Source organism: Pseudosporangium ferrugineum, from assembly GCF_003002065.1.
Lineage (GTDB): Bacteria > Actinomycetota > Actinomycetes > Mycobacteriales > Micromonosporaceae > Actinoplanes > Actinoplanes ferrugineus_A.
The window spans coordinates 1-24,726 of sequence record NZ_PVZG01000030.1; the positions used below are offsets into that span (position 1 = coordinate 1).

The 24,726-nt window shown below is 70.9% G+C and carries 20 protein-coding genes and 1 pseudogene; 13 read left to right on the forward strand and 8 right to left on the reverse strand.

The features are described 5' to 3' along the window. Positions 1-125 precede the first annotated feature (125 nt). The 6 genes and pseudogenes from CLV70_RS35205 to CLV70_RS35225 form a co-directional block, all read left to right on the forward strand. A pseudogene (locus tag CLV70_RS35205) lies at positions 126-566 on the forward strand (GNAT family N-acetyltransferase); the annotation flags it as partial. Positions 567-669: 103 nt separating this feature from the next. Next, positions 670-3,603 carry an ATP-binding protein gene (locus tag CLV70_RS35210; protein WP_106130958.1) on the forward strand — a complete coding sequence of 978 codons (2,934 nt, stop codon included), beginning with the start codon at positions 670-672 and terminating at the stop codon, positions 3,601-3,603. A 92-nt stretch (positions 3,604-3,695) separates the two neighbouring features. Continuing rightward, entirely contained in the window at positions 3,696-3,830 is a 135-nt protein-coding gene (locus CLV70_RS41895; RefSeq protein WP_281260527.1) for a hypothetical protein, read from the forward strand. 15 nt (positions 3,831-3,845) lie between these two features. After that, entirely contained in the window at positions 3,846-10,031 is a 6,186-nt protein-coding gene (locus CLV70_RS35215) for a S8 family serine peptidase (RefSeq protein WP_106130959.1), read from the forward strand. Between the two features lie 294 nt (positions 10,032-10,325). Next, positions 10,326-10,649 carry a hypothetical protein gene (locus tag CLV70_RS35220; RefSeq protein ID WP_106130960.1) on the forward strand — a complete coding sequence of 108 codons (324 nt, stop codon included), beginning with the start codon at positions 10,326-10,328 and terminating at the stop codon, positions 10,647-10,649. A gap of 167 nt (positions 10,650-10,816) precedes the next feature. After that, entirely contained in the window at positions 10,817-11,653 is an 837-nt protein-coding gene (locus tag CLV70_RS35225; RefSeq protein ID WP_106130961.1) for an enoyl-CoA hydratase/isomerase family protein, read from the forward strand. Positions 11,654-11,708: 55 nt separating this feature from the next. Here CLV70_RS35225 and CLV70_RS35230 read toward each other — a convergent pair whose 3' ends face one another. Further along, on the reverse strand, positions 11,709-12,401 hold the full coding sequence (locus CLV70_RS35230; RefSeq protein WP_106130962.1) for an SDR family NAD(P)-dependent oxidoreductase: 693 nt from the start codon (positions 12,399-12,401) through the stop codon (positions 11,709-11,711). 189 nt (positions 12,402-12,590) lie between these two features. On the opposite strand from CLV70_RS35230, the gene CLV70_RS35235 reads away from it, so the two are divergent. Further along, positions 12,591-12,920, forward strand: a complete 330-nt coding sequence (locus CLV70_RS35235) for a winged helix-turn-helix transcriptional regulator (RefSeq protein ID WP_245908688.1) — start codon at positions 12,591-12,593, stop codon at positions 12,918-12,920. A gap of 45 nt (positions 12,921-12,965) precedes the next feature. Here CLV70_RS35235 and CLV70_RS40605 read toward each other — a convergent pair whose 3' ends face one another. Next, positions 12,966-13,712: a helix-turn-helix domain-containing protein gene (locus CLV70_RS40605; RefSeq protein WP_211304012.1), complete on the reverse strand. Its 747-nt coding sequence runs from the start codon at positions 13,710-13,712 to the stop codon at positions 12,966-12,968. Positions 13,713-13,933: 221 nt separating this feature from the next. On the opposite strand from CLV70_RS40605, the gene CLV70_RS35245 reads away from it, so the two are divergent. After that, positions 13,934-15,100: an FAD-dependent oxidoreductase gene (locus tag CLV70_RS35245; RefSeq protein WP_106130964.1), complete on the forward strand. Its 1,167-nt coding sequence runs from the start codon at positions 13,934-13,936 to the stop codon at positions 15,098-15,100. Between the two features lie 363 nt (positions 15,101-15,463). Here the strand turns inward: CLV70_RS35245 and CLV70_RS41900 are convergent, their stop codons facing one another. Next, positions 15,464-15,592 (reverse strand): hypothetical protein, encoded by a 129-nt coding sequence (locus tag CLV70_RS41900; RefSeq protein ID WP_281260528.1) that lies wholly within the window; start codon positions 15,590-15,592, stop codon positions 15,464-15,466. 280 nt (positions 15,593-15,872) lie between these two features. On the opposite strand from CLV70_RS41900, the gene CLV70_RS35255 reads away from it, so the two are divergent. The 3 genes from CLV70_RS35255 to CLV70_RS35265 all read left to right on the forward strand — a co-directional run bounded on the left by CLV70_RS35255 (position 15,873) and on the right by CLV70_RS35265 (position 19,018). Beyond that, complete coding sequence (locus tag CLV70_RS35255; protein ID WP_106130966.1) at positions 15,873-16,853, forward strand: hypothetical protein; 981 nt, start codon at positions 15,873-15,875, stop codon at positions 16,851-16,853. A 284-nt stretch (positions 16,854-17,137) separates the two neighbouring features. Further along, complete coding sequence (locus tag CLV70_RS35260; RefSeq protein ID WP_106130967.1) at positions 17,138-18,424, forward strand: NAD(P)/FAD-dependent oxidoreductase; 1,287 nt, start codon at positions 17,138-17,140, stop codon at positions 18,422-18,424. A gap of 264 nt (positions 18,425-18,688) precedes the next feature. Further along, positions 18,689-19,018 carry a TraR/DksA family transcriptional regulator gene (locus tag CLV70_RS35265; RefSeq protein WP_106130968.1) on the forward strand — a complete coding sequence of 110 codons (330 nt, stop codon included), beginning with the start codon at positions 18,689-18,691 and terminating at the stop codon, positions 19,016-19,018. A gap of 72 nt (positions 19,019-19,090) precedes the next feature. Here the strand turns inward: CLV70_RS35265 and CLV70_RS35270 are convergent, their stop codons facing one another. From CLV70_RS35270 to CLV70_RS35285, 4 genes are all read right to left on the reverse strand, one after another. Continuing rightward, positions 19,091-19,357 (reverse strand): cation:proton antiporter regulatory subunit, encoded by a 267-nt coding sequence (locus CLV70_RS35270; protein ID WP_106130969.1) that lies wholly within the window; start codon positions 19,355-19,357, stop codon positions 19,091-19,093. A 41-nt stretch (positions 19,358-19,398) separates the two neighbouring features. Further along, complete coding sequence (locus CLV70_RS35275) at positions 19,399-20,151, reverse strand: rod shape-determining protein (protein WP_146164284.1); 753 nt, start codon at positions 20,149-20,151, stop codon at positions 19,399-19,401. A 109-nt stretch (positions 20,152-20,260) separates the two neighbouring features. Beyond that, positions 20,261-20,467, reverse strand: a complete 207-nt coding sequence (locus CLV70_RS35280) for a hypothetical protein (protein ID WP_245908690.1) — start codon at positions 20,465-20,467, stop codon at positions 20,261-20,263. A 17-nt stretch (positions 20,468-20,484) separates the two neighbouring features. Further along, positions 20,485-21,354: a universal stress protein gene (locus CLV70_RS35285; RefSeq protein ID WP_106130972.1), complete on the reverse strand. Its 870-nt coding sequence runs from the start codon at positions 21,352-21,354 to the stop codon at positions 20,485-20,487. A gap of 252 nt (positions 21,355-21,606) precedes the next feature. Here CLV70_RS35285 and CLV70_RS35290 point away from each other — a divergent pair, with 252 nt between their 5' ends. Then, positions 21,607-22,134, forward strand: coding sequence for a DUF488 domain-containing protein (locus tag CLV70_RS35290; RefSeq protein ID WP_106130996.1), 528 nt, complete (start codon positions 21,607-21,609; stop codon positions 22,132-22,134). A 251-nt stretch (positions 22,135-22,385) separates the two neighbouring features. Here CLV70_RS35290 and CLV70_RS35295 read toward each other — a convergent pair whose 3' ends face one another. Beyond that, positions 22,386-23,186: a hypothetical protein gene (locus CLV70_RS35295; RefSeq protein ID WP_106130973.1), complete on the reverse strand. Its 801-nt coding sequence runs from the start codon at positions 23,184-23,186 to the stop codon at positions 22,386-22,388. Positions 23,187-23,735: 549 nt separating this feature from the next. On the opposite strand from CLV70_RS35295, the gene CLV70_RS35300 reads away from it, so the two are divergent. After that, a complete protein-coding gene (locus CLV70_RS35300) occupies positions 23,736-24,614 on the forward strand; it encodes a helix-turn-helix transcriptional regulator (RefSeq protein ID WP_106130974.1) in 879 nt (292 codons plus the stop codon). The last annotated feature ends 112 nt before the right edge of the window (positions 24,615-24,726 follow it).

Consider the following 24,726-nt stretch of genomic DNA (forward strand, 5'->3'; position numbering starts at 1 on the left):
GATTCCGCAACCCCGAAAACCAGCGGCTACGCACCCGCACCGCCACCACCCGCCGACACCGCGGACACCTCAACCCCGCTTAACTTCGAAGAGCCCGTACGGCGAGGTTCCACTGGACGACCCTCGGCTCGTGGACGGTGGCGCAATGGTCACTCAACCAGGCGGTGTTTCTGGACGGCAGGCCGATCGGCTGGCAACTCCTGCGAGCCGATGACTACGCCGCCCGTCGCGAGGTCGTGACCGGCTCCTGGCTGCGGCCGGACAACCGGGGCGACGGAATCGGCACCGAGATGCGAACCGCGGTGCTGCACCTGGCTTTCCACCATCTCGAAGCCAGGTATGCGACGTCGCGGGCCACCCTCGACAACCGCGCCTCCCTCGGGGTGTCGAAAAGGCTCGGATACGAGGAGGACGGCATGGATGTGGCGTCGGCCGGGGAGGAAGCCCTCGTGCTGCGCCGGGTCCGGCTCTCGGCAGACCGATGGCGGGCGTCCGACCCCGGACGGAGCGTGACGGTCGACAACTACGAGCAATGTCGCGAGGTCTTCGGCCTGGCCGGCCCATGATCATGTGAATCGGTGGAGCAGAGATGGAAGGAGGGGGCGGACGTGCCGGACGCGACGCCCGGGTGCCCTTGTGCCCGAGTGTCGAAAAGCGAGATCATCACGCATGCTCGACCCCTCGCCCGAGGACGACGGGACCTCACCGATCGTTTCCACGCCGCGTTTCGTCGGTCGCGACCGGGAGCTGGCGGCGCTGCGCGGCGCCCTGGCCCGGCCTCCGGCGATCGTGCTGGTGGAGGGCGAGGCGGGGATCGGCAAGAGCCGGCTGCTGCGCGAATGGCTGGCCGCTCCGGAGCAGACCTCCCTGGTCTCGGTGTGCCCGCCGCTTCGTGAGTCGCTGACGCTCGGGCCGATCGTCGACGCGTTCCACGGGATCGAGCCCTCGGTCCCGCGGCTGGGGCTCACCGAGCTCGCGGGCGCGTTGCGGCCCCTGTTCCCGGAATGGTCCTCGCACCTGCCGCCCGCCCTGCCGCCCATGGACGATGCCAAGGCGGCCCGGCATCGTCTGTTCCGTGCCCTGGACGAGTTGCTGCGGGCGCTGCGGGTCGACGTTCTCGTGCTCGAGGACGCGCACTGGGCCGACGAGGTGACGCTGGAGTTCCTGCTGTTCGTCATCTCCCGGCAGCAGTCGGACGGGCCCAGCCTCGTGGTCTCGTACCGGCCGGAGGAGGTGGACGACGGATCGCTGTTGCTGCGGCTGACGTCCCGGTTGCCCGCCGGCGTGACCCAGCTGAGGATCGCCCTGGCGCCCGTACGGCCGGGCGACACGGCGGCGCTGGTGTCGTCGATGCTGGACGGCAACCCGATCTCGCAGGAGTTCACCACGTTCATGCACGAGCGGACCGGCGGCGTGCCCCTCGCGGTGGAGGAGTCGGTCCGCCTCATGTGCGACCGGGCCGACCTCGTCTTCCGCGGCGGGCAGTGGGTCCGGCTGAAGCTGCGTGAGCTCCAGGTTCCGCCGACCGTGCGCGACTCCACCCGGGAGCGGGTGAGTCGTCTGTCGCCGGCGGCGCAGCAGGCGTTGCGTGCGGCGGCCACCCTGGCCGAACGTTCCTCGGCGGCGACGATCGCGGTGGCCGCCGACCTGTCACCGGCCGCGTGCCGGGATGCCATCGCGGAGGCCGCCGCCGCCGGCGTCCTCGACGGAGACGACCGCGGCCGCTGGCGGTTCCGGCACGTGCTGGCCGCCACCGCCGTCTACGAAGCGATTCCGCTGACCGATCGCCGGCAGTTCCATCTGCTGGCCGGCCGGGCCCTGGAGCGTCTCCACCCGCCGCCCGTGGCGCGTCTCGCCCACCATTTCCGCGAGGCCGGCGAGACGCGGTCCTGGGCGCGCTACGCCGAGCAGGGCGCCGAGCTGGCCATGACCTCGGGTGACCACACCAAGGCGGTCGACCTGCTGGTGGATCTGCTGGCGCGGGCCGTGCTGCCGCCGGAGGACCGAGCCCGGGTGGCGCGCATCGCCGGGGTCGCCGCGCTGAGCCGCCGGGAACCGCTCGACGCGGTCCACCACCGGGTGGTCCGTACCCTGCGCTCGGTGCTGGAGACCCCGGGCCTGTCCGCCCGTCAGCAGGCCGAGATCCGCAACCCCCTGGGCCGGCTCCTGATCATCGGGGGCGAAGCGCAGGCCGCCCTCCACGAGCTGGAGCAGGCGGTGGCGAACCTCGACCACGACCCGGTCGAGGCGGCCCGGGCGATGACCTACCTCGGCTGGGCGTACGCGGGACCGTGGCCGGCCTCGACCCATCGGCGCTGGCTGGACCGCGCCGCCGGGCTGACCGCCCAGATCGACTCCCCGGCGGAGCGGCTGAACCTGGCCGGGAACCGCGCCGCGGCGCTGCTCATGCTGGGCGAGGAGGAGGCCTGGGACGTCATCGCCGGCCTGCCCGTCGACGGCGCGACACCGGCGGAGCGTCTCGATGTGGGCCGCATCCACGCGAATGTCGGTACCGGGGCGCTGATGTGGGGCCGGTACGCCGACGCCGAGGAGCATCTCACCGTGGCCCTGCGCCTCGCCGAGGCCGAGCAGGCGTCCCGGTTGCGGCACAACGTCCGGCTCGAACAGGCGAACCTGGCGTGGAACACCGGCCGGTGGGACGGTCTGGCGGAGACGAGCGCGGCGCTCACCGACGCCGACCGGGACCGGCCGGCGATCTATCTCGGCTGCATCCGCCTCACGGCCCGGCTGGCGGCCGCGGCCGGCCGGCGCCGGGCCGCGGAGGAGCAGTTCCGGCTGGTCCTGGAGGAGTCCGCCCGGCTGGGCGCGGCCGACGACACGATGGAGGCCGCCGCCGCGCTGGCCAGGCTGTGGCTGGCGGACGGGAACAGCCGCCGGGCGCTGCGGGTCACGAACGAGCCGATGGACACCGTACGGCGCAAGGGGATCTGGATCTGGGCGACGGACCTCGTTCCCGCCCGCGTCGAGGCGCTTCTCGCCGGCGGTGACCCGGCGGCCGCGGCGCGCCTGACCGACCAGTTCGCCCGGGGTCTGCGGGGACGTACGGCGCCCGCGCCCCGCGCCGCGCTCACCCTGTGCCGGGCCCTGCTGCTCTCCGCGGCCGGTGACCACTCCCGGGCGGCGACGGCCTACGACCGGGCAGCGCGCGCCTGGAGCGCGTTGCCGCGTCCCTACGAGGCCCTGCGCGCCCGCGAACGCCAGGCCGAGGCGCTCCTGGCCCAGGGCCGGCCCGAGCAGGGCCGAGAGCTGTTGACGGCGCAGTACGAGCAGATGTTCAGGCTGGGCGCCCGCGGCGACGCCGACCGGGTCGCCCAGCGGCTGCGCGAGCACGGCGCCGAGGTCCCGCGGTTGTGGCGCGGCGGCCGGCGCGGGTACGGGGACCAGCTCTCACCGCGCGAGCTCGACGTTGTCCAGCTGGTGGTCGCCGGCAAGACGAACCGGCAGATCAGCCGGATCCTGGCCAAGTCACCGGCCACTGTGGATCAGCAGCTGCGGGCGGCGATGCGCAAGCTGAAGGTGAGCTCCCGGACCGCGCTGGCGGTCAAGGCGGTGGAGGCCGGCGTGTTCGCCGAGGAAGATTGACGTATCCGCCTAATAGCTAAGGCCGCTCGTCCCGCCCGAGCATGACTGCGTGATTCATAGCCCATGGGCGATGTATGCCTGAGCGACCTGTCGTGCGTGACGACTCCACCATCGAGCACCCGCCACCCCTCGAGCCGTCGCGGGAGCCGCACGACAGCGCCCGCGACGCCGACGATGCCGACGGCGCCGAAGACCACACGAGCCACGACCCCTACCAACCCCTGTAGGCGGAAGGGACCCCCATGAGGTTCACAGTCCTCGCGGCCGCGCTGGCCGCAGCGGTCAGTCTGACCGTACTCCCCTCACTACCGGCGGCCGCTGCGGAACCCGAGCCCGGCCCGGCCGCCGGCAAGATCGAGACGACCCTGAAGGACCGCTTCCGTACGCAGCCGGCCACCGACTTCTGGATCAGGTTCCGGACCGGCGCCGACCTCAAGCCGGCGAAGAAGATCGCCGACTGGACCGCCCGTGGCCGGTTCGTCCACGACGCGCTGGCCGCGGCGGCGAAGGACTCCGTGGCCTCCGTCGCCCCGGAGCTCGACCGGGCCGGCGTGAAGTACGCCTCCTACCCGATCGCCAATGCCGTGCTCGTCAGGAACGGCAGCGAGAAGCTCGCCCTCGGCCTGGCGTCGCAGGCGCGGGTCGCCGAGATCCACGCGGCGCCGCAGGCCGCGCTCGTCGACCCGGTAGACGAGAAGGTCCCCGGCGACCGGTCCGCCCGGCCGGCCGCCCCCAAGGCCGCCGGTGAGGACGACGGCGTGACATGGGGCCTGGAGGCCATTCACGCCCCGCAGGCGTGGGCCATGGGCGCCACCGGCGCCGGCATCACCGTGTCCAACATCGACTCGGGCGTGCAGGCCGACCACCCCGCCCTGGTCCGTCAGTACCGCGGCACGAAGCCGGACGGCACCGTCGACCACAACTACAACTGGATGGCCACCCGGGGCCCGTGCGCGGGTGCGCCCTGCGACGACGACGGCCACGGTACGCACACCATGGGCACCATGGTCGGCGACGACGGCACCAACCACATCGGCGTCGCACCGCAGGCGCGGTGGATCGCGACGGACGGCTGCTGCCAGTCCACCGGCGTCGAGTCGCTGCTGAGCTCCGGCTGGTGGCTGCTCGCACCGACCGACGTCCAGGGGAACAACCCCGATCCGTCGAAGCGCCCGCACGTCATCAACAACTCATGGGGTCAGACCGTCGAGCACGACTTCGACGACTTCTTCCAGGCCATCGAGGAGGCGTGGAGCGCCGCGGGCATCTTCAGCGTCTGGTCGTCGGGGAACAGTTCGCCGTACGCGGACTGCGACACCGTCTCCACCCCCGGAGCCGCCGGAAGCGCCTACTCCGTCGGCGCCCTGGCGCCGGACGGCACCCTCGCGTCGTTCTCCCGTAAGGGCGAGGGCGAAGGCGGCCGGATCAAGCCCGACATCTCCGCCCCGGGCGAGGGCGTCCGCTCGTCGTACCCGAACGGCAGCTACGCCGAGATGTCCGGAACGTCGATGGCGGCACCGCACGTCGCCGGCGCCGTCGCGGCGCTCTGGAGCTACGACCCGACGTTGATCGGGCGGGTCGAGGAGACCCGGCGGCTTCTCGGCCAGTCGGCCGTCGACGTCGACGACACCGAGTGCGGCGGCACCGCCGAGCTCAACAACATGTACGGCGAGGGCCGGCTCGACCTCGTCCGCCTGCTGCAGCTCGCGCCCCGCGATGGCGGCACCCTCACCGGCGTCGTCACCCACGACGGCGCCCCGGTTCCCGCCGCGGAGGTGACGATCACCGGTCCGTTCAGCCGGTCGATCGGCACCGACTCCGACGGCCGGTTCACGACGAACCTGCCGGTCGGCGACTACCGGCTCAGCACCAGGGCCTTCGGCTACCTGACCGCGACCGCCGAGGCCACGGTCACCCTCGGCCGGGACACCTCGGTCAAGCTGCCGCTCACGGCCGCCACGAGGCACGACGTCAGCGGCCGGGTCGTCGACGACAAGAAGCAGCCGGTGCCGAACGCCGGCGTCTCCCTCAAGGGCACGCCGCTGAAGCCGGTACGCACGGGCGCCGACGGCGCGTTCACGATCCCCGCTGTCCCCGAGGGCGCGTACAGCCTGGTCGTCGAGCCCAACGCCTGCTTCGCGCCCAGCACCCTCCCGCTGACCGTCGGCGCGGGGAACGAGCCGTCCGAGATCCCGGTCGGGCTCGTCGTCGACAAGGGCGGCTACAGCTGTGCCGTCTCCGAGGGCGAGTACCTGCGCGGCACCGATCCGGTCACCTTCAGCAGCGGTGTGTGGGCCACGGTGAAGCTTCCGTTCCCGATCGCGCTCTACAACGGCAGCCACGACACCCTCGGCGTCGGCCTGCGCGGGGTCATCGCCCCGGACGGCAGCACCGGGCCCGGCTACGGCGGCGCGGGCATCTTCCCCTTCTACGTCGAGAGTCCCGTCGAGTTCGCACCCGGCGGTGGCGTGTTCACGGCGGCCACCAAGGTCAACGGCGAGGACGCGTTCGTCGTCGAATACCGCAGGGCCAAGCTCTGGGCGTATCCGGACCGGTCGGAGTACACGGAGCCGGTCACCTTCTCGGCCACGCTCACCCGCTCGGGCACCGTCATCTTCGGGTACGGCGACGGCGTCGGCACCGACGACCCGGTGACCGCCGGCGCGCTCGCCGTCACCGGCATCCAGGGCTGGGCCGGCGTCGACGGCATCCGCTTCTCGGACAAGGTTCCCGTGCTGCGCGACGGCATGATCGTCACCTACGACCTGCCCGACTTCGGGTACCTCGACGCGACCGTCACCGACCGCAACGACGGCCTGCCGGTCTCCGGCGCCAAGGTGTCGTTCAGCACCGCGGACGGGCTCGTCGAGAGCGTCACCACCGGCGGTACGGGCCTCGTGCACCGACAGCTCCCGGTCGGCGAGTACACCATGACGGTCGAGGCGCCGAACTACACGACCACGGAGTTCCCCTTCACGCTGAAGGAGCTCTACGCCAAGGCCCAGATCGACGCGCGCCTGACCACGGGCGCCGCCGGGCTGAAGGCAGACGGCCTCGAAGCGCTGCTGGGCACCGACCAGAACGGCGTGGGTTCGCTCACGCTGACCAACAACGGCTCCGCTCCCGTCACGTACACCCTGGACGAGACCGCGCGGCACCCCGAGCTCGACGCCGCCGCCGTCACCGCGCGCACCGCCAAGGGTGCGACCAGCACGATCGACCTGGCCAAGTGGAAGGCCGGCGCGAGCGGCATGAAGCCGTCGAACGCCGACGGCAAGGCCACCACGTCGAGCTCCGCCGAGGCGCGGGCGTCCGCCAAGGTCGGCGCGACCTCCGGCGGCGAGGTCATCTCCCGGATCTCCATCCCCGGCACCGTCGCGGAGAAGGAGCCTTCCGGCATCGGGTACGACGGCGACGTGTGGGTCCACGACTACAACGCGCGCACCAACACCGCCTACACGGTGGCGGGCAAGCGGACCGGCAAGGTCTTCGACGCGTCGTGGAACCCGGAGTACCGGGCGTTCGACATGGCCCTGGACACCAGGACCGGCGACATGTGCCAGATGGAGGACAGCCCGGCCAGCTACATCCACTGCTTCGACCGGGAGACCGGGAAGGAGACGCGGCAGGTCAAGGGTGACTGGTCGGTGCTTCAGCTGACCGGTCTGGCCTACAACCCGGCCCGCGACGTCTTCTACGTCGGTGGCCGCGCGAACGGCATGATCGGGACCGTCGCCGGCACGTCGCACGAGAAGCCGGGAACGCTGCTGTCCTTCTGCGCCCCGCCGCTGCCCGAGGTGGCGGGCCTGGCCTACAACCAGTCCTCGGACACGATCTGGTACACCGACCTCACCTACGACCGGCCCTCCCGGCTGTTGCAGGTCGACCCGGACGACTGCTCGCTGGTCAACGCCTGGTGGTTCCCGGGCAGGAAGGCCGGCCAGGGCGGCGGCCTCGAGACCGACGCGACCGGGGCGCTGTGGGCGGCTGACCAGATCGCCGACGACGTCGTGCTCGTGGACGTCGAGGACGACCAGATCACCGACCTGCCGTGGCTGTCGCTCTCCTCGGCCGGTGGCACCCTCGCGCCCGGTCAGTCGGTGACCGTCCAGGTCTCGATCTCCTCGAAGGGCGCCAAGCCCGGTGTCCAGGGCGCGAACATCCTGGTCCGGTCCGACTCCGGACGGCAGCCCAAGGCGTACGTGCCGGTGACGCTCACGACCACGAAGTACCAGGTCGGCGTCAACGCCGGCGGTGCGGCGTTCACCGACGGCTCGGGCTTCACCTGGGCCGCCGACCGGGCCGCCGGCACGTCGTGGGGCTACGAGGGCGAGACCCGGGTCGCCTCCACGCGGGCCCCGATCTCCGGTACGACCGACGACGCGCTCTTCCAGTCGCAGCGCACCACGGCGGACAAGCAGCTGTTCTACCGCTTCCCGGACGCGCCCGAGGGCACGTACGCGATCGACCTCGGGTTCGCCGCGATCGACAAGATCGACCGGGGGAAGCGGGTGTTCGACGTCCTCGTGGACGGCGCGCTCACGGAATACGCGTACGACCCGAGCGCGGTCGCGGGGCCGGAGACGGCCGACTGGCGTAAGGCGGTCGTGCAGCACAAGGGCGGCCCGCTGACCGTGGAGCTGCGGGGCTCGAAGGGCCTGAAGCCCCCGAGCATCGCCGCGCTGCGGGTGACGCTGGACCCGCGCTTCGACGCCGCCCCGCCGGAGGAACTGCCCCAGCAGCCGGAGCCGGGACCCGTGCCGGTGACCCCCGCCGGTCGCTCGTACGCGATGAAGGTGACCGACGGGCTCTACCGCCAGGGCACGGAGGATTCCGGCTGGCACGGCGACGACCTCTGCGGCGTGCTGTGGTTCAGCGCGGATTACCTCCAGCCGTTCTACGACACCGCCTGGGACGGCGTGTGCATCACGACGAACGGCGCGCTGGTCTTCGACCGGTCCAGTACCGTGCGGAACAACACGGCGCTGCCGTCCTCGTCGCCGATCGACGCGATCTACCCGTTCTGGGACGACCTCATCGTCGACGACAAGGCGGGCATCTACCTCGGCATCACCCAGGTGGACGGGGTGGCCGCGCGGGTCGTCGAGTGGCGCAACGCCGCCTTCTACAGCGACCGGACGGCCCGCGTCAGCTTCTCGGTCACGCTGATCGCCGACGGACGGATCCAGATCGGGTACGGCGACGGCGTCGGCGGCGACAACCCCCTCACCCGGGGATCGTCGGCGACGGTCGGGGTGGAGAGCCTGACCCGTAACCCCGCGAGCCAGTACTCCTTCAACCAGCCCGTCCTGAAGGCCGGTCTGGGACTGGAGTACACCCTCCCGGCCGCGGGCACGATCGAGGGCACGGTCACCGACTTCAACGACGGCAAGCCGATCCAGGGCGCGATCGTCACGCTCACGGGGCCGGCGGGGGAGCGGGTCATCACGACCGACGTGAAGGGCCGGTGGAAGACCCAGGCGCTGGTCGGTGAGAACACCGTGCGGGTCGCGGCGCCGAACTACGTCGCCGTCAGCCACCCGGTGACCATCACCGGCAAGGATCAGGCCGAGGTACGGGACACGGCGTTGACCACGGGCATCGCCACCGTCACCGGAGGCGACCTCGACTGGCTGCTCGACAAGGGCCGGCGGGCGTCGGCAGACGTGACCGTCACCAACAGCGGCTCCGCCCCGCTCGACGTACGGATCAGCGAGCAGAAGCGCACCGGCGACGGCGGGCACGAGGCCGCCGACCTTCCGTGGCTGACCCTCACGGGCGCCGCCGCGACCGGTACGGTCACGCTCGCGGCCGGCGCGTCCACCACGGTGACGGTGACGGCCGACAACACCGGCATCGAACCCGGCGTGCGCGTCGGGGACCTGCTCGTGGCGTCGGGCGCGGGCAAGGGCGGGGCCACGTTCACGCCGGTCCGCCTGGCGACGTCGGCCTACTGGCAGGGCGTCGACGCCGGCGGACCGGGGTACACCGACGCCGCGGGCTTCACCTGGTCGCCCGACCAGGCGCTCGGCTCGCGGTCCTGGGGCTACGTCGGCGGCACGGCGCGCACCACCGGAGCCCCCATCGCCGGTACCGAGGACGACGAGCTGTTCCGCACCCAGCGGACCGGCGACACGTTCAGCTACGTGTTCAGGAACGCCCCGGCCGGGACCTACCGGATCGGCCTGGACTTCGCGGACCTCGGGAAGCTCAACCTGCGCAAGCGCTCCTTCGACGTCCTCGTCGACGGCAAGGTCGTGCTCCACGACCACGACGTCCGGGCGAAGGTGGGCGCCCAGACCGCGGACCCGAACACGGTCACCGTCCAGCACACCGGCGGCGACCTGACGATCGAGTTCAACCGCGAGAAGCGCGAGGGCGACCCGATCGTCAACGCCCTGAAGATCCAGGAGGACCCGCGCCTCTGAGCGCGACCACCGATGGTCAGGGCCTCGCCGGCAAGCCTGCCGGGGAGGCCCTGACAACGTCGGGAGGCTCTCGACGCGGGAGGAATCGTGGGGCGGATCAGCGCCAGAACCGCGATCAAGAAGGCGGGTCGAGCCCGGCCCGCCGAGTCACGAAGGGCCCCAGCACGACCCGGCACCCCGACCGGTCCATGACCCACCTCACCGAACAGGTTTGCCGTTTGGCTCAACCGGGGCTGCCGCCCGCCGATACCTGGTTATCAGAGAAGGGCAGCGTCGACACCGTGGGGGCCGGCCATGCGGGGCATCCGAACCGGTCGTCCGACGAACGCGGACGCCTTCGCGGCGTGGCTCGCCGCGCTTCCCCGGGTCGGCACCGGCGCTGTGCTCGGCCGGGAGAGCATCGTGCAGTCTCCGTCGCATGTGCGTCCGGGTGACCTGATCATCTCCGGCGCGGAACGCTACCGGGTCGCCGGCGTGGACGCGCCCGTCCGCGACGTCGTCGAGGTGCACCTGGCCCGGGGCGAGAAACGCCGCAGCCTCTACCTGCACTCCTCCACCCCGGTCCGGGTCGTACGCGCCCGGCGGCGCAAGCAGAAGGCGCTGAACCCGGCCCCCTGAACGCCGCCGCCTGCTTTGGTGCGAGCGCTGCCGGTGACGTCGAGCAGGTACCTCCGGGGATCCGTAGTACCCCGAAAGTGCGTTCTTGCGGTGCTCGATCCACCCGTCGGACGATTGGTATGCGTGAGGAACCTACACGCCTACCGACAACCGATCGGATCACCGTGATGCCTCTTCCCGAGTACTCCTCCCTGCGCGTGGGGATCGCCGATGGCGTCGCCACAGTTGTGCTCGATCATCCGCCCGTGAACACCCTGGACGGGCAGATGATGCTCGACCTGCACGATCTGCTCGGCCGGCTGCGGACGGACGCCACCACGCGGGTGATCGTGTTCGAGAGTGCCCATGAGGAGTTCTTCCTCGCCCACGTCGACTTCGGGATCTTCGACAGCTACCCGGCCCTGGAGGCGGTCCGGAAGGACTATCCGCACGTCAACGTCCACCAGGGGATCGGGGCACTGCTGCGCGGCCAGCCACAGGTCACCATCGTCAAGCTGGCCGGCATCGCCCGGGCCGGCGGCGCGGAGTTCGTGGCCGCCGCTGACATGACCTTCGCGGGCGCGGAGCGCGGGAAGATCGCGCAGAGCGAGGTCCTGCTCGGGATCCTCCCCGGCGGCGGGGGAACGCAATTCCTGCTCGAGAGGACGGGCCGGAACCGTGCGCTCGAAGTGGTGCTGGGGGCCGACCTGCTCGATGCGGAGACCGCGGCACTCTACGGCTGGATCAACCGGGCCGTTCCCGACGGCGAACTCGACGCGTTCGTGGCCCGGCTCGCCGCGAACATCGCGGCCCTCGACCCGGGCGTGATCGAGGGCGCCAAGCGTGCGCTTCCCGCCGCGGATCTCACTCCCGGCCTGAACGTGGAGCACGACGAGTGGAACCGGCTCGTCAGCGGGGACGCGCCGGTCAAGAAGATGACCCTCGCGATGGAGCGTGACCTGCAGACCCTCGCGCCCGAGCGCGATCTCGAAGGCTTCCTGCGCCAGGTGGCGGCCGACGTCTGACACCGATGCGCTGCGCGGGTTCCCGATCGCAACCCGCGCAGCGCATCGCCCTCGATCACTCGGACAGGCCTCGCTTCGTGCGGATCGTGGACTGGTCCAGGATCTCGATGTCCCCGGCCGCGAGGCGGTCGAGAGCCAGGGACGCCAGGTACTCCGGCTCGTTGAGGTCTTCCTCCGGAAGGGGGAAATCGTGCTCGGCGGCGAACGTCAGCAGCGTCTCGGTCGCGATGAGCCCGGGGACCAGGGCGCTGACCAACGTGCCCTGGTCCGCAAGTTCGAGCCGGATTCCGTTGGTCAGGCCCCACTGCGCCGACTTGGCCGCCGCGTATGCCGTGTTGCCCGGCACCGACTCCCAGGCCGCGCCGGAAAGCACATTGAGAATCGCGCCACCCCCGTTCCGTGCGAGGACGGGGGCGAAGGCGCGAACCATGTTCAGCGTTCCGTAGTAGTTCGTATTCATCACATCGCGGATCGCGGCCAGGTCACCGGTGACCAGGTTGCCTCCGGCGCTCGACGCGGCGTTGTTGATCAAGATGTTCGCGTCGGACGCCTTCTCCGCGGCGGCGTCCGCGGACATCTCGTCGGTGGTATCGAGAGGTAGCACGGTCACGCCGGGGATGTCGACGAGCTCGGGGCGACGGGCGGCTGCGTACACCTTCGATCCGCGACGTACGAGCTCGGTCGCGAAGGCGCGACCCAGCCCCCTGTTCGCACCCGTGACGACGACGGTGGACGTGGCTATTTCCATGAAGTTTCCTCGCCGGCAGTGGGTTGTCGTAGGGGGTGTAGGTTCCTTCTGAATACCAGCCTGGTCGGACCGGGAATGCCGGTCAAGAACGCACTTTCCACGTACCAGGTATCAGAAGGGATACCCATGGCCGCCGCAGCCCCCAGGACAAGTCCCCGATTCGCCGTGGATTGCCCGACTCGGCCGATCTTGGATCAGGTCGCCGACAAGTGGACGATGATGGCGCTGACGGTGCTGCAAGAGCCCACCCGCTTCAACGAGCTCCGCCGGCAGCTGGAGGGCGTCACCCAGCGCGTCCTCACCCAGACCCTTCGGCGTATGGAGCGCAACGGCCTGGTCGTTCGCCGCGTGCTCGAAACCTCGCCGGTCGGGGTCGAGTATTCCCTCACCCCCTTGGGGGAGTCTTTCCGCGGACCGTTCACCTGCCTGTACGAATGGGCCTTGGCTCACAGTGACGAGATTCAGGAATTCCAGCGCACCTTCGACGCCAGAACCGCCAAGGCGGCCCCGGCGGACTGAACGCCACGACCGCGGAGAGGTCTGACGCGACCAACCGGCCGATACTCAGGTGGCGACGTACTGGGTGGGGGTCTGGTCGTAGCGTTTGCGGAAGGCGCGGATGAAGTGGCTGCTGTCGGCGAATTGCCATCGGGCCGCGACCTCGGACACTGTGTGGCCGGCGGTCAGGGCTCTGCGTGCCTCCTCCAGGCGGCGGCGCCGGATGTAGCCGGCCGTGGTCTCCCCGGTGGCGGCGAAAGCTCGGCTCAGCGTGCGTACGGAAACGTGCAGTTCGGCTGCCAGCAGCCCTGGCGTGAGTTCGTGGTCGGTGAGCCGCTGGTCGGCGAGCCTGCGGGCGGCCCGTGCCAGGGCGGGTGACAGGGCGGGTTCGGTGTCGTCGAAGTATTGGCGGACCACGCCCCGGGTGAGTTCGATCAGCGCGTTGCGGGCTGCCGACAGTCCGGCGGTCCTGAGGTCTCCGGCCGTGTCGTGCAGCAGGCTCGCGTGGGCCAGCAGGAGTCGCACCTCGGGTGCGGTGGCCGGCTGGGTCACCGGCGCGTGAGTGTGGAAGCCGCCGATCTCGGCGAGGGGGATCCCGATCGTTCGCGCGGCGGTCCGGGGGTCCGCGTCGAAGCCGGTCAGGCCGGCGGCACGGTGGATGGTGAGCCGGCCGGCCGGGACCGAAAGCGCCGTACGGTCGTAGCGCAACGTCCAGGTGCCGTGGCGTACCGCGTACAACCGGAGTTCGCTCTCGTCCTGCGCGGAGGTCCGTGCTCGTACCCCGGTCGGGGTCTGGAAATCGGTGACCACCACATTCCCTGCCCGGGTGTCACGGCTACGAACACGCGCGCCGACGGCGGCCTGGGACGACGCGCAGTCGTGCGCTGCCGCGTGGCGGTGGGAATCGTTCACCGGCCCATCGAACCACCTGACTCGGAAGTCCCACCGTCTGGCTTGCCTGTCCAATCCATGCGGGGCGTGCGCTCGTAACGTGGGCAGGCAGCCGGCGGGTAACGACGAGGGGTGGGGAATCGGTGGCCACGAGACACGTCACGATTGTCGGGGGTGGGCTGGGCGGTCTGGCTCTGGCCCGCATTCTGCACCTGCGCGGGATCCCGTCGGCGGTTTACGAGCTTGACGCCTCGCCGCGGGCCCGCGGCGAGGGCGGCACCCTCGGCCTGAACGCGGACTCGGGCCAGCGGGCGCTTGCCGAGGCCGGCCTGTTCGAGGAGTTTCGCGCTGTCGCGCGCGACGCCGGGGAAACGGTCCGCCTTCTCGACAGGTCCGGGACCGTGCATTTCGACCTGGCGTACGAGGGCGGTGCCGGCGTACGGCCCGAGGTGGACCGCGGCGACCTGAGGCGCCTGCTGGTCGAGTCGCTGCCCGAGGGTGTGATCCGCTGGAACACGAAGGTGACGTCGGTGAGGCGGCCGGACGGTGGGCGGACGGAGCTCACCCTGGGCAACGGTGAGGTCGTGGAGGCCGAGGTCCTGGTGGGCGCGGACGGCTCCTGGTCGAAGGTGCGCTCGCTGCTGACGGACGCGGTCCCGCTCTACTCCGGCGTGTCCTTCGTGGAGGATCTCCTGTCTGATGTCGACGCGACGCACGGCGAGGCGGCGGACCTGGTCGGGCCGGGTTCGATGTACGCCCTCGCGGAAGGCCACGGGATCATCGCCCAGCGAAACGGCGGCGGCATGATCAGAATGTATTTCGCGGTCCGGAGCGATGAGAACCGGGCCCGCGGGCTCGTGGATCCCGCCGACCCGGACGGCACTCGCCGGCGGCTGCTGGAGATCTTCCACGACTTCGCCCCCGGCCTCCGCGCGCTGATCGGTGCGGGCGAAGGCCCCCTGGTCCCGCGCCCGATCCATGCTCTCCCGGTGGGGCTGAGGTGGGCGCGGACCGACGGCGTGACCTTGCTCGGCGACGCGGCGCATGTGATGTCCCCGTTCGCGGGTCAGGGAGCGAACCTCGCGCTGCTCGACGCCGCGGAGCTCGGTGCCGCATTGGCGGACCACTCCGACGTGGAATCGGCGCTCACCGCGTACGAGAAAGCGATGTTTGCCCGTGCCGAGGCGGCCGGCCGGGCGTCGGCGGACAATCTTGTCGCCAGCTTCGCCCCCGATGCGCCGCAACACCTGGTCGATCAGGCCCGGGCCTTCATGCGGCGAAAGGCCGAAACGACGGCCCCGCCTGCGTGATCGGGCGAGGTTTCGATGCGGGCCCCGTTGCGGGCCGGCAATGGCGTTCGGACCGTGACGGCCGGTTTCGCCCTTGCGTCGTCTCCCGGGACGGTATATTCGGCCTGAATCACGATCTCTTCCGCGCGTCACCCATTCGGGATGCGGGCAGTTAATCGACGCGGTGCCATGCTGCACGGGTGGCGCCGGCCCATTTCCGGGTACTCCGAAAAGTTGATCAGCCGAAGGATGCGATTGCGTTGGCCACAGACACCATGACCGTCAGGACGCTCACCCGCCCCGGCGGCGAGGGCGGCAACTTCTGCTAGCGGGTCCCCGGATCCCGGGACCCGCGGGGTCCCGGGAGCGGCACGCGTCCGGCGTTCAGGCTGCCAACGCGGTGGCGGCCAAGCCGACCAGGAACGCCGATAGCAGCAGGGAGATGGACAACAGCACCGTCGGCGACAATGCTTCGGTGAAATGGGTCGGTCCGGCGAGGATGTCCCGGAGCATGCTGCCACCCTCACCGCCGGGCCCGTGCGAATACCTGTCGGACGCGGCCTGATCGCTTTCCGGCGACTTTCGCATAGGGATCTCCGCACCTGGTGAGCCGAGTTGTTCATGCTGATCGACCGCAATGAACCCCCACCAGCATGGGTCGCGGCCGGGACAGATCACAATGGATACCGGCCGGTAACCCCCGTCGGGCCTATTCACTCCCGCCAGTCATCCCCCCGGGTGACATGTCCAGGATAACCCTTTTGGCATAGTAGATGGCCGGGGGGCTATCACGATGACGAAACCACGGCGCACGATTCTCAGGGCATTCGTCAATTACACCGTCGGGGTCGTCGGCACGGCGGCCGGGGTCGCGCAGCTGGCCGGCTTCTCCGAGGGCCTCGGCCGGTGGATCCTCACGGCCGTCGCGGTCTCCTGCCTGCTCTTCCTGATCGTGCGCTTCACCCTGCTCTACTACGTGCGCCGCGTCGAGCAGCTGCGGGTGGAGGTCGACAAGGCCAACCAGCGCTCGGCGACCCTCGAGGTCGGTCACCAGCGCTACGTGGACGCGATCGACCGGATCATCGACCAGGAAGGCCTGATCTATCGGGAGAGCCTGGTCCTGACGGTCACGATCGGCGCCGACGACGCGGGTGACAAGATCGAGGAGTGCCGGCGGACCACGCCGAGTCCGCGGGTGACGCAACGGGCGATCCGCCCGATCGTGCCCGACGACGGCGACCGGTTCGTCAGCCTGGAAGAGATCGAGTTCGACGCGGTTCTCAGCCGCATCGCCGGCAGCATCACCCCGCTGCCTCTGACCCGCAACCATCAGCCCAGGGTCTGGCTCGTCTTCGATCCGGGCCTCACCGAGCCGTTCGACTGGGTCGTCACCTACCGGCCCGCCGGGCTCTGGGCGCCACTGCGGCGCGAAGGATTCGACCACCTCGTCTGGACGGACCGTCTCCCCGCCGACAGCAACGGTGGCTCCGTGCTCACCGACCTCAAGGTCAACTTCGTGTTTCCGTACGTCGAGGGCAAGCCGCCGCCGGTCGTCACCGAGTTGCGCAGTTTCGGCGAGTTCAAGCAGGCCCGCCGCCTCGACGGAAAGACCGGATGGGTCATCGAGTGGCAGGACCGCCGCCCGGCGGGGCGACGTTACGAATGGCGGCTCGCCCAGGCACCGCGCACCAACGGCTCCGGTGCTGCGAACGCGTCGCCTGCCGTTCCCGCGCAACGGCATCGGTTCTGGAACCTGCTCGGCAGAAGCGGCTGACGCGACGGCGATCCGTGTCTGCGTCCCGTACGGATGAGGGGGTGGACGATTGCACCGGCGTACGCGGCACCCTGCGACCGCATGCCGGACGCGGCGCCGATGGTGGCGGTCCTGCGGTATTGAACCGCGCAATCTTCCGGCCGTCGGCAAGGTACGACCCCTCAGCTGACCGGCCACAGCCCTGACCGGGGCCGCGAGGAAGAGCGATCATGGCCGGAACGCAGGTCCGGATGACGTGGCCACCGGACTGCTGTCGAGACGGCACAGCGCAGCAGAGGAGCGGCATGTCTGACGGATCCGGCGGGACCGGCACTCCCGCGTTCGTGAGCGGCTCACCGCGTGACGTCGCCGTGATCGGAGCAGGCATGGTCGGCCTGTCCACTGCCTGGTTCCTGCAGGAAGCCGGCGCCCAGGTCACGGTGTACGAACGCCGTCACGCCGGTGCCGGCGCCAGCTGGGGCAACGCGGGCTGGCTGACCCCCGGACTGGCCGCCCCGCTGCCGGAACCCGCGGTGCTGCGTTACGGTCTGCGCGCGGTCCTCAGCGCCCGATCCCCGGTGTACCTGCCGCTGCGGGCCGACCGTGACCTGTGGCGCTTTCTGCTGTCGTTCGTGTTTCACAGCACCGCCCGGCGGTGGCGGCGGGGGATGGCCGCCTACGTCCCGCTCAACGAGCGCTGCCTGGATGCCTTCGACGCCGTCGCCGCCGGCGGTGTGGGCGCCGTGACGACACCGGCGGATCCCTTCCTGGCCTGCTTCGCCCGCGAACGTGACAGCCGTGGGCTGCTGGCCGAGCTGGAACAGATGCGCGAGGCCGGTCAGGACGTCACGTTCCGCCCGGTGACCGGACAGATGCTCCGCTCGACCGAACCCGTGCTCACCGGCCGGGTCGGCGCCGCTGTCCAGATCTTCGGGCAGCGATACCTGAACCCTCCGGAATTCCTCCACTCGCTGGCGGAGGCGGTCCGGGCCCGCGGCGGCCGCATCATCGACAACAGCGACGTGACCGGCCTGGAGCCGGCAGGCGCCGACGTCCGTGTCACCGTCCCGTCCGGGCAGCAGCACCGCCATGACGCCGTGGTCATCGCCACCGGGGCGGCCTTCGGTGAGCTGGCCGCGCGCTTCGGCGTACGCCGCCCGGTGCAGGCCGGGCGTGGCTACAGCTTCAGCGTGCCCGTCGAACGGATGCCCGCCGGCCCGCTGTACTTCCCGGCGCAGCGGGTCGCCTGTACTCCCTTGGGCGACCGGCTGCGGGTGGCCGGGATGATGGAGTTCCGCCGGCCGGCCGACGACCTGGATCCGCGACGCATCACCGCGGTCGTCGACGCGGTGCGGCCGTTGCTCGACGGGGTGAACCTCGATGACCGGCGCGACGAGTGGGTCGGCTCCCGGCCGTGCACCCCTGACGGCCTGCCGTTGATCGGCGCGACCGCCGCGCCGCGAGTGTTCGTCGCCGGTGGCCATGGCATGTGGGGCATCGTCCTGGGGCCGATCACCGGCCAGTTGGTGGCCCAGGCGGTGTTGAAGGGTGAGGCGCCCGCGGAACTGGCCCCGTTCGACCCGCTGCGTTAAGGGGCGCTCAAGCCCTGCCAGGCCCTTCCCCGGAATGATCGATATAGGGTGACCCGATGCTGGTGGTGAGTTCTCGAACGCACACCGTCACTGCGGTGGCGGCGTTCGAAGCTGTCCACCTCACGATCCCGCAGCCGTCGGGTCGAGGCCCACCGGCGAGCGGGTAGTTCACACCACCCACCGATCGCCAGGGCGAAGCCGTTCGAGCTTCCGCCCTTTTTTGTTTCCCGGACCACCTTCGGCTTTCCCACTACGGAGCGGCACATGAGCGTCGACATCGAAGTACCCGATCAGGGCCGGCTCGCCGGCCTGCGCGCGTCGTTGAGCGAGGACTTCGCCACCCAGACGACCCGGCTCAAGGAACTGACGGAGATCTCGGCCGACACCGGCGACCCCGGTGAAGCCCACAACCGCGCGGCCCTGGTGGCGGCCACCCGGCACAACCTCGAGCAGATCACCGGCGCGCTGCGCCGCATCGCCGAGGGCAGCTACGGCCGCTGCGAGAAGTGCACCGGCCCGATCCCCGCCGAACGGCTCGAAGTGCTACCGCATGCCCGGTTCTGCGTCCCCTGCCAGCAGAAGCACAAGGGCTGACGGAATGCCGCGGCAGCGGCCGCGCCGGCCTCGCCGCCGGCGTGGCCGCTGATCGTGGCACGGATCAGCGCGTCACCCGGCAGCCGGATGACGGGGCTGCCGGGTGCCGGTGACGTCCACGTCGATGACGTCCAGGATGCCCAGCAGCCTCGCCAGCGCGATCGCCTCGCTCCGCGAGAGGGCCAGGCGGCAGGTGGCATCGGGATCGTCGCTGACGCCGTGAATCAGCTCGCGCCGGCCGCCGGCGTAGTGGGTGACCACGCCGACCCGATGACCGGTGACGGTGGTGAAGGCGTGGCACTCTCCGATGCCGGGCAACGGTGTGACTTCGACGTCCATGACACAGCTCCGGAAGAAGAGGGGACCGGGACAGGCCTCAGTCAGCCCGTGAGTAGCCGGCGCAGACCGATGAGCGTGGCCAGCGGCGGTTCGGCGGGCATCGCGACGGAGCGGCCGGTCAGCGCGGCCAACCTGGCGGCGGTTCCGGGGGCGGTCGCGCCACCGCCGGTGAGCAGCAGGCGCCGGTGACCGCCCCGCGGGCGGTCCAGACGGCGCACACAGTCGGCGATCGCCGGGACGCGGTCGACGGACCCGGCGTCCTCGACACGCTCCGCCGCGACGATGCTGCGGTCACAGATGCGGGCTACCTCGGTACGCCCGGATCCGATGTCCACCACGACCAGGTCGCCGCCCGGGTCAGGACGGCAGGCCAGAGCGGCCGCGAGTGGCTCCTCCACCGCGCTGACCCGTCCGCCGACGGCACGGCGGACGGCGGCGACAAGCACGTTGCGCTGGCGCAGGGTCGCGGTCGCCGGCACACCGACCAGTACGGGATAGGCGGTGTCGGAAGGCAGGGGGATATCGGCGGTCAGCAGCTTGAGCAGGTGCACGCAGGCGAAGAAGTCGCGCACCACGCCGTTGCGCACCGGCCACGTGGCGATCCCACCGCGGGCCTGCGCGGCCAGCGCGGCTCGTCCGGCCACCTGCCGGCCGGCGCCGGGGCGGCAGAGCACCGCCGGTTCAGTGATCACCGTCCCCGTCCGGGGAGACCACAGCCGGACGGTGGACGTTCCGAGGTCAAGGGCGAGGCAGGACCGTACGCCCGGACGAGCGTAGGCACCGGCGGTCAGCATGTCGGCCACCCGGGTGTGCCGGGGACCAGGTATGGAAGATCGATGAAGGGTGGCATGGTGCTCCCAGCCAAGGGGCAGCGTCGGGTCCGATGCTGCGCAACGGGCGGCTTCAGGCGGTGAGCGTCCACGCCGGCGGGGCCCGGTCCGCCGACCATGCCGGTACGCAGCCCGGGACCGCACGGCGGGTCAGCCGGAAGACGATGCACAACCCGATGTCCCGGGCGGTGGACCCGACCAGCACCAGCACGGCCCACACCAGCAACGTCGGCACCGCGGCTCGCCGGCCGACGCTGCCGAAGCCGCGCCCGTCATCCATGTCGGCCACCATGGCCCTCAACTCGCGTTGCGTGGCGGAACCACCATGACCGGGCACGGTGCGTGGTCGATCAGGCTTCGTGCCGTCGATCCCATCAGTAGCCCGCTGAAACCGCCCAAGCCGCGGGAGCCGATGACAAGGAGGCCGGCGGCGATCCGCTGACTGAAGTCCATCAGTGCGTCGACGGCGGAGTCTCCCGACACGACCTCGGTACGGTATTTCACATCGGGGTATCGGGCGCTGATGCCGTGGGTGCCTGCTGCACCATCGCCGACAGTCGCCCAGAACGGCACTGTGCTGGTCGGGATCGCGCCGGCGGAACTCCGGCGTGCCGAGTGATAGGCCAGGATCAATTCAACGTCGCGGAGCCGGGCTTGCGTGAACGCGGCTTCCGCCGCCGTGCGGGATCCGGAGGAACCATCCGTGCCGACCACGATCGGCCGGTCGTCGGACAGGTGGTCGTCACCACGCACGATGACGACCGGGGAGCGGGCGTGTCCTGCGACCTGAGTGGCGACCGATCCGGTCAGCAGCCCGGCGAATCCGCCCAGGCCGCGATGCCCGACGACGAGCAGCTGGGCGTTCCGTGAGGCGTCGACCAGGATCGAGCTCGCAGGCCCGTCGAGCAGGCGGGTGGTCACCGGCAGACCGGTGCACTCCTCCCGGACTTCGTGCGCCACCTTGGCCAGCAGGTCCAGCATCGCTGCCCGCTGTCCCTGATCGTGCAGATCGTACGGAGCATGGAAGGGCGGCAGAATCACCGGCCAGCCCAGCGCATGCGTGATCTGCAGAGCACAACCGCGCCGCTGCGCCTCACGGGCGCCGTAATGGACAGCCGAGCGGGCGGTTGCCGATCCGTCGAAGCCGACGATCACCGGTGCAATCATGGGGGTCCTCCGTAGTGGTGCACGTGCTGCGCTGTCACCGGCTGACCAGAGCGAGGGCCTTCCCTTCCTGCCGGCGAGTCCGTACCTACACGCAGCATGCCTGCCCGGGGGCGTCCACACAGGGCGTCGCACCGGACGACAAGGTGCCGTGAAGTTGCCGACCGCCAGCACGTTTCACGGCTGAGGGCGGCCGGCCCGCGTCCGTATCCGGTTGTGGGGATACGGTCCGCGGAAAGGTGGTATTTCCTGACCATGACGCGTGCGCTGATCTCGGTCGGACACGGCGCGGCAGAGCAGGCTGAGCTGACGGCCCTGCTCCGCGGTGCCGGTGTCGCTCGTGTGGTGGACATCCGGCGCTTCCCCGGGAGCCGGGCACATCCACACGTCAAACGTGAAGCGATGAGCGACTGGCTACCCGAAGCCGGCATCTCCTACCGCTGGGACGAGCGCCTGGGCGGCCGTCGGCGCATCCCTGAGGCGGCCCCGGACCTGTGGTGGCAGGTCCCGTCGTTCCGCGCCTACGCAAGCCACATGCGTACCCCGCAGTTCGCCGACGCTGTCACCGATCTCCTTGACGACCTGGATGCCGATGCGACGGCGATCATGTGCAGCGAGAGCCTGTGGTGGCGCTGCCACCGCCGGCTGATCGCCGACTTCGTGACCCGCGTGCGCAAACGTGCCGTCGTCCACCTACTGCACAACGGCAGACTGACCGAGCACGCGGTCGCCGAGGGCGCCCGTCTGTCGACAGACGGCCTCCTCTACTACGACCGGATCTGAGTTCGCTCGACGGCGACACGTCCTTCCGGTGTAGGCACCCACGCAATCTCGTGGTCAGAACCACCTACCGGGCTCGAGCGGCCCGCATCGGGAGTCCGGCGACTCGATCTGCTGGAACCGGCTGCCGAAGGACGGCCCGCGACACGCCCGGCATTGCCAGCTCGGACCCAGCCGAGGCCGTCACTCGTAGCAGCCTCGACGAGGGCTTGCAGCCGCTGAAGGTTCTCTCGCGGGCCTCCGGATCCGTGCGGTCACTGCCGGGGTACGTACATCGCGAGGCGGTCGCGTTCCTGCCGGATGTCGTCGGCGAGGTCTCGGAAGGGTGGGCCGGCGCCGGCCACGGAGGCCGACACCTCCTCGGCCTCGTCGAGCATGCGGGCGGCGAGCTGGAGGTCGCCGGTCACCGTCACCAGCCGGCTTCCGATCCGGACGGCGTGCGCGTATTCTCCCGCCTCGCTGGGCCCTTCGGTGGCGTGCTGCCGGAGGATCGCCAGCGTCTGGGCGGCGCGGGCGAGCATGTCCTGGAGGGAGCCGGCGATCTCCGCGTACCGGCCCGCCTCCCGGGCGTCTCCGTAGGCCTCGGCGATCGGTGTGTAGGTGAAGATTTCCAGCCGGGCCTTGGCGAGGTCGCCGTAGGTGCCGGTCGCGCCGCGCGCCGCGGGCGACATCCACTCCATCGCCTCCACCGCGTCGGCGAGCCGCCCTGTCAGGGACAGCACCGGGTGTACGACGCCGAGCCAGAGGGCGATCCGGGACACCACATAGTTCTGGTCCTCCGCCGGGTCCGGTCGTTCCAGCAGCGACCGGCACACCGTCCAGCAGCGCAGCGCATCCTGCTGGGCGGCCGGCAGTCCCTCGCCGGACCGGGCCGAGGCCAGCCGCCACAGGGTCCGGGCGAGCCGGAGCCGTGCCCCCGGCACCTCGGCGGCGACGAGCTCCTCCGCGGCCGTGACCGCGTCCCGGGCGGCCTTCACCGCTTCCCGCGAACCCGGCTGCCGGTATGACAGCTCGTCCGCGTGGTTCGCCATGGAGTCGACGGTCCCGATATCCATGTCGCCATCCAACCAGCAATGTGGAGGATCGCCGATCCTCCGATGCGCTGGTTCCGCCGGTCCGCTGGGACCGATTGCCGTCAGACTGCCGCTGAACCCGTCGTCGCCGCGCGGCGTCGCCGAGCTGATGGCCGATTCGACCGGGCGGTCCGGCTCCTCCTGCACCGCTGCGATCCGGTCACGCTACGGGTCGTGGGCGCGATCTCGGTGATCGAGGAGCCGTCACCGTTCCCGATGCTCGGCCGCTCGTCGGCGCCGCGCCGGACCGGCTCGCCGAGGCGATGGGGACGCTGACCCAGCGGCGCTGGAGGAGGGCAGCCCGCGGCGGGCCACGGAGCTGCTGCGGCTGGCCTGCCAGGTGAACACCGACGACCGGCGTCGAGCGAAGATTCTGGTCCTGCTGCTGCGGGCGGAGTGGCGTGTCGGCCTGGAGGGCTCCGGCCACTCGACAGAGACCTCAAGGTCAAGTCTCTTGGCTGCCGCTTCGCGGTGCGGGGGGGGTACCGGCAGGGACCCTCAGCGGGTCGGTGAGGTGCCTACGCTGGGATTATGGATATCCGGGCGGAAGTCAGCTCTTTCCTCAGGTCGCGCCGGGACAAGATCACGCCGGAGCAGGCGGGAGTGCAGTCGTACGGCGAGCGGCGGGTGCCGGGGCTGCGGCGCAACGAGGTCGCGCAGCTGGCCGGGGTGAGCGCCGACTATTACACCCGGCTCGAGCGTGGCAACCTGGGCGGCGTCTCCGAGGGCGTCCTGGACGCGCTGGCCCGGGCACTGCAACTGGACGAGATCGAACAGGCCCACCTGCGTCATCTGGCGCGGACGGCGGCCCTTCCGCGATCCCGGGTGAGCAAGCGTGCCGCGGCCCCCGCGGTACGTCCGTCGGTGGCGCGAATGATCGAGGGCATGCCCGGCATGCCGGCGTACGTGCACAACAATGGCTTTGATGTTCTGGCGGCCAACTCGCTCGGCCGCGCCCTGTTCACCGACCTGTACGCCGACCCGGCCTGCGAAGAGAACATGGCGCGGTTCGTGTTCCTGAACCCGGCGGCCCGGCACTTCTTCGCCGACTACGACCGCATCGCCCGGAGCACCGTCGGGCATTTCCGGGCCGAGGCGGCCAAGAATCCGTACGACCGCCGGATGTCGAACGTGATCGGTGAGCTGTCGACCCGTAGCGACACGTTCCGGGTGCTGTGGGGCTCGCACGACGTGTACGCCTTCCGCGGCGGCAGCAAACGCTTCCGGCACCCGGTCGTCGGGGAGCTCACCCTCGACTTCGAGGCGCTGCCCCTGCCGGACGACAGCGGCCTGCAGGTGTCGGTCTACAACGCCGAGCCGGGCAGCGCCGACGCCGATGCTCTGACGTTGCTGGCCGGCTGGGCCGTGACCATCGAAGGCACGGCGGACGGCTCCCCGGCCGGACGCTGACCGGCGTACCGCCCGCCGGCCCTGGGGGCCCTGCCGGTACCTGCCAGGTCAGGGACTCTCACCCGAGCCGGATCCCGGGCTTTCCTGGACGGGCAGGAACGACCACGACAGA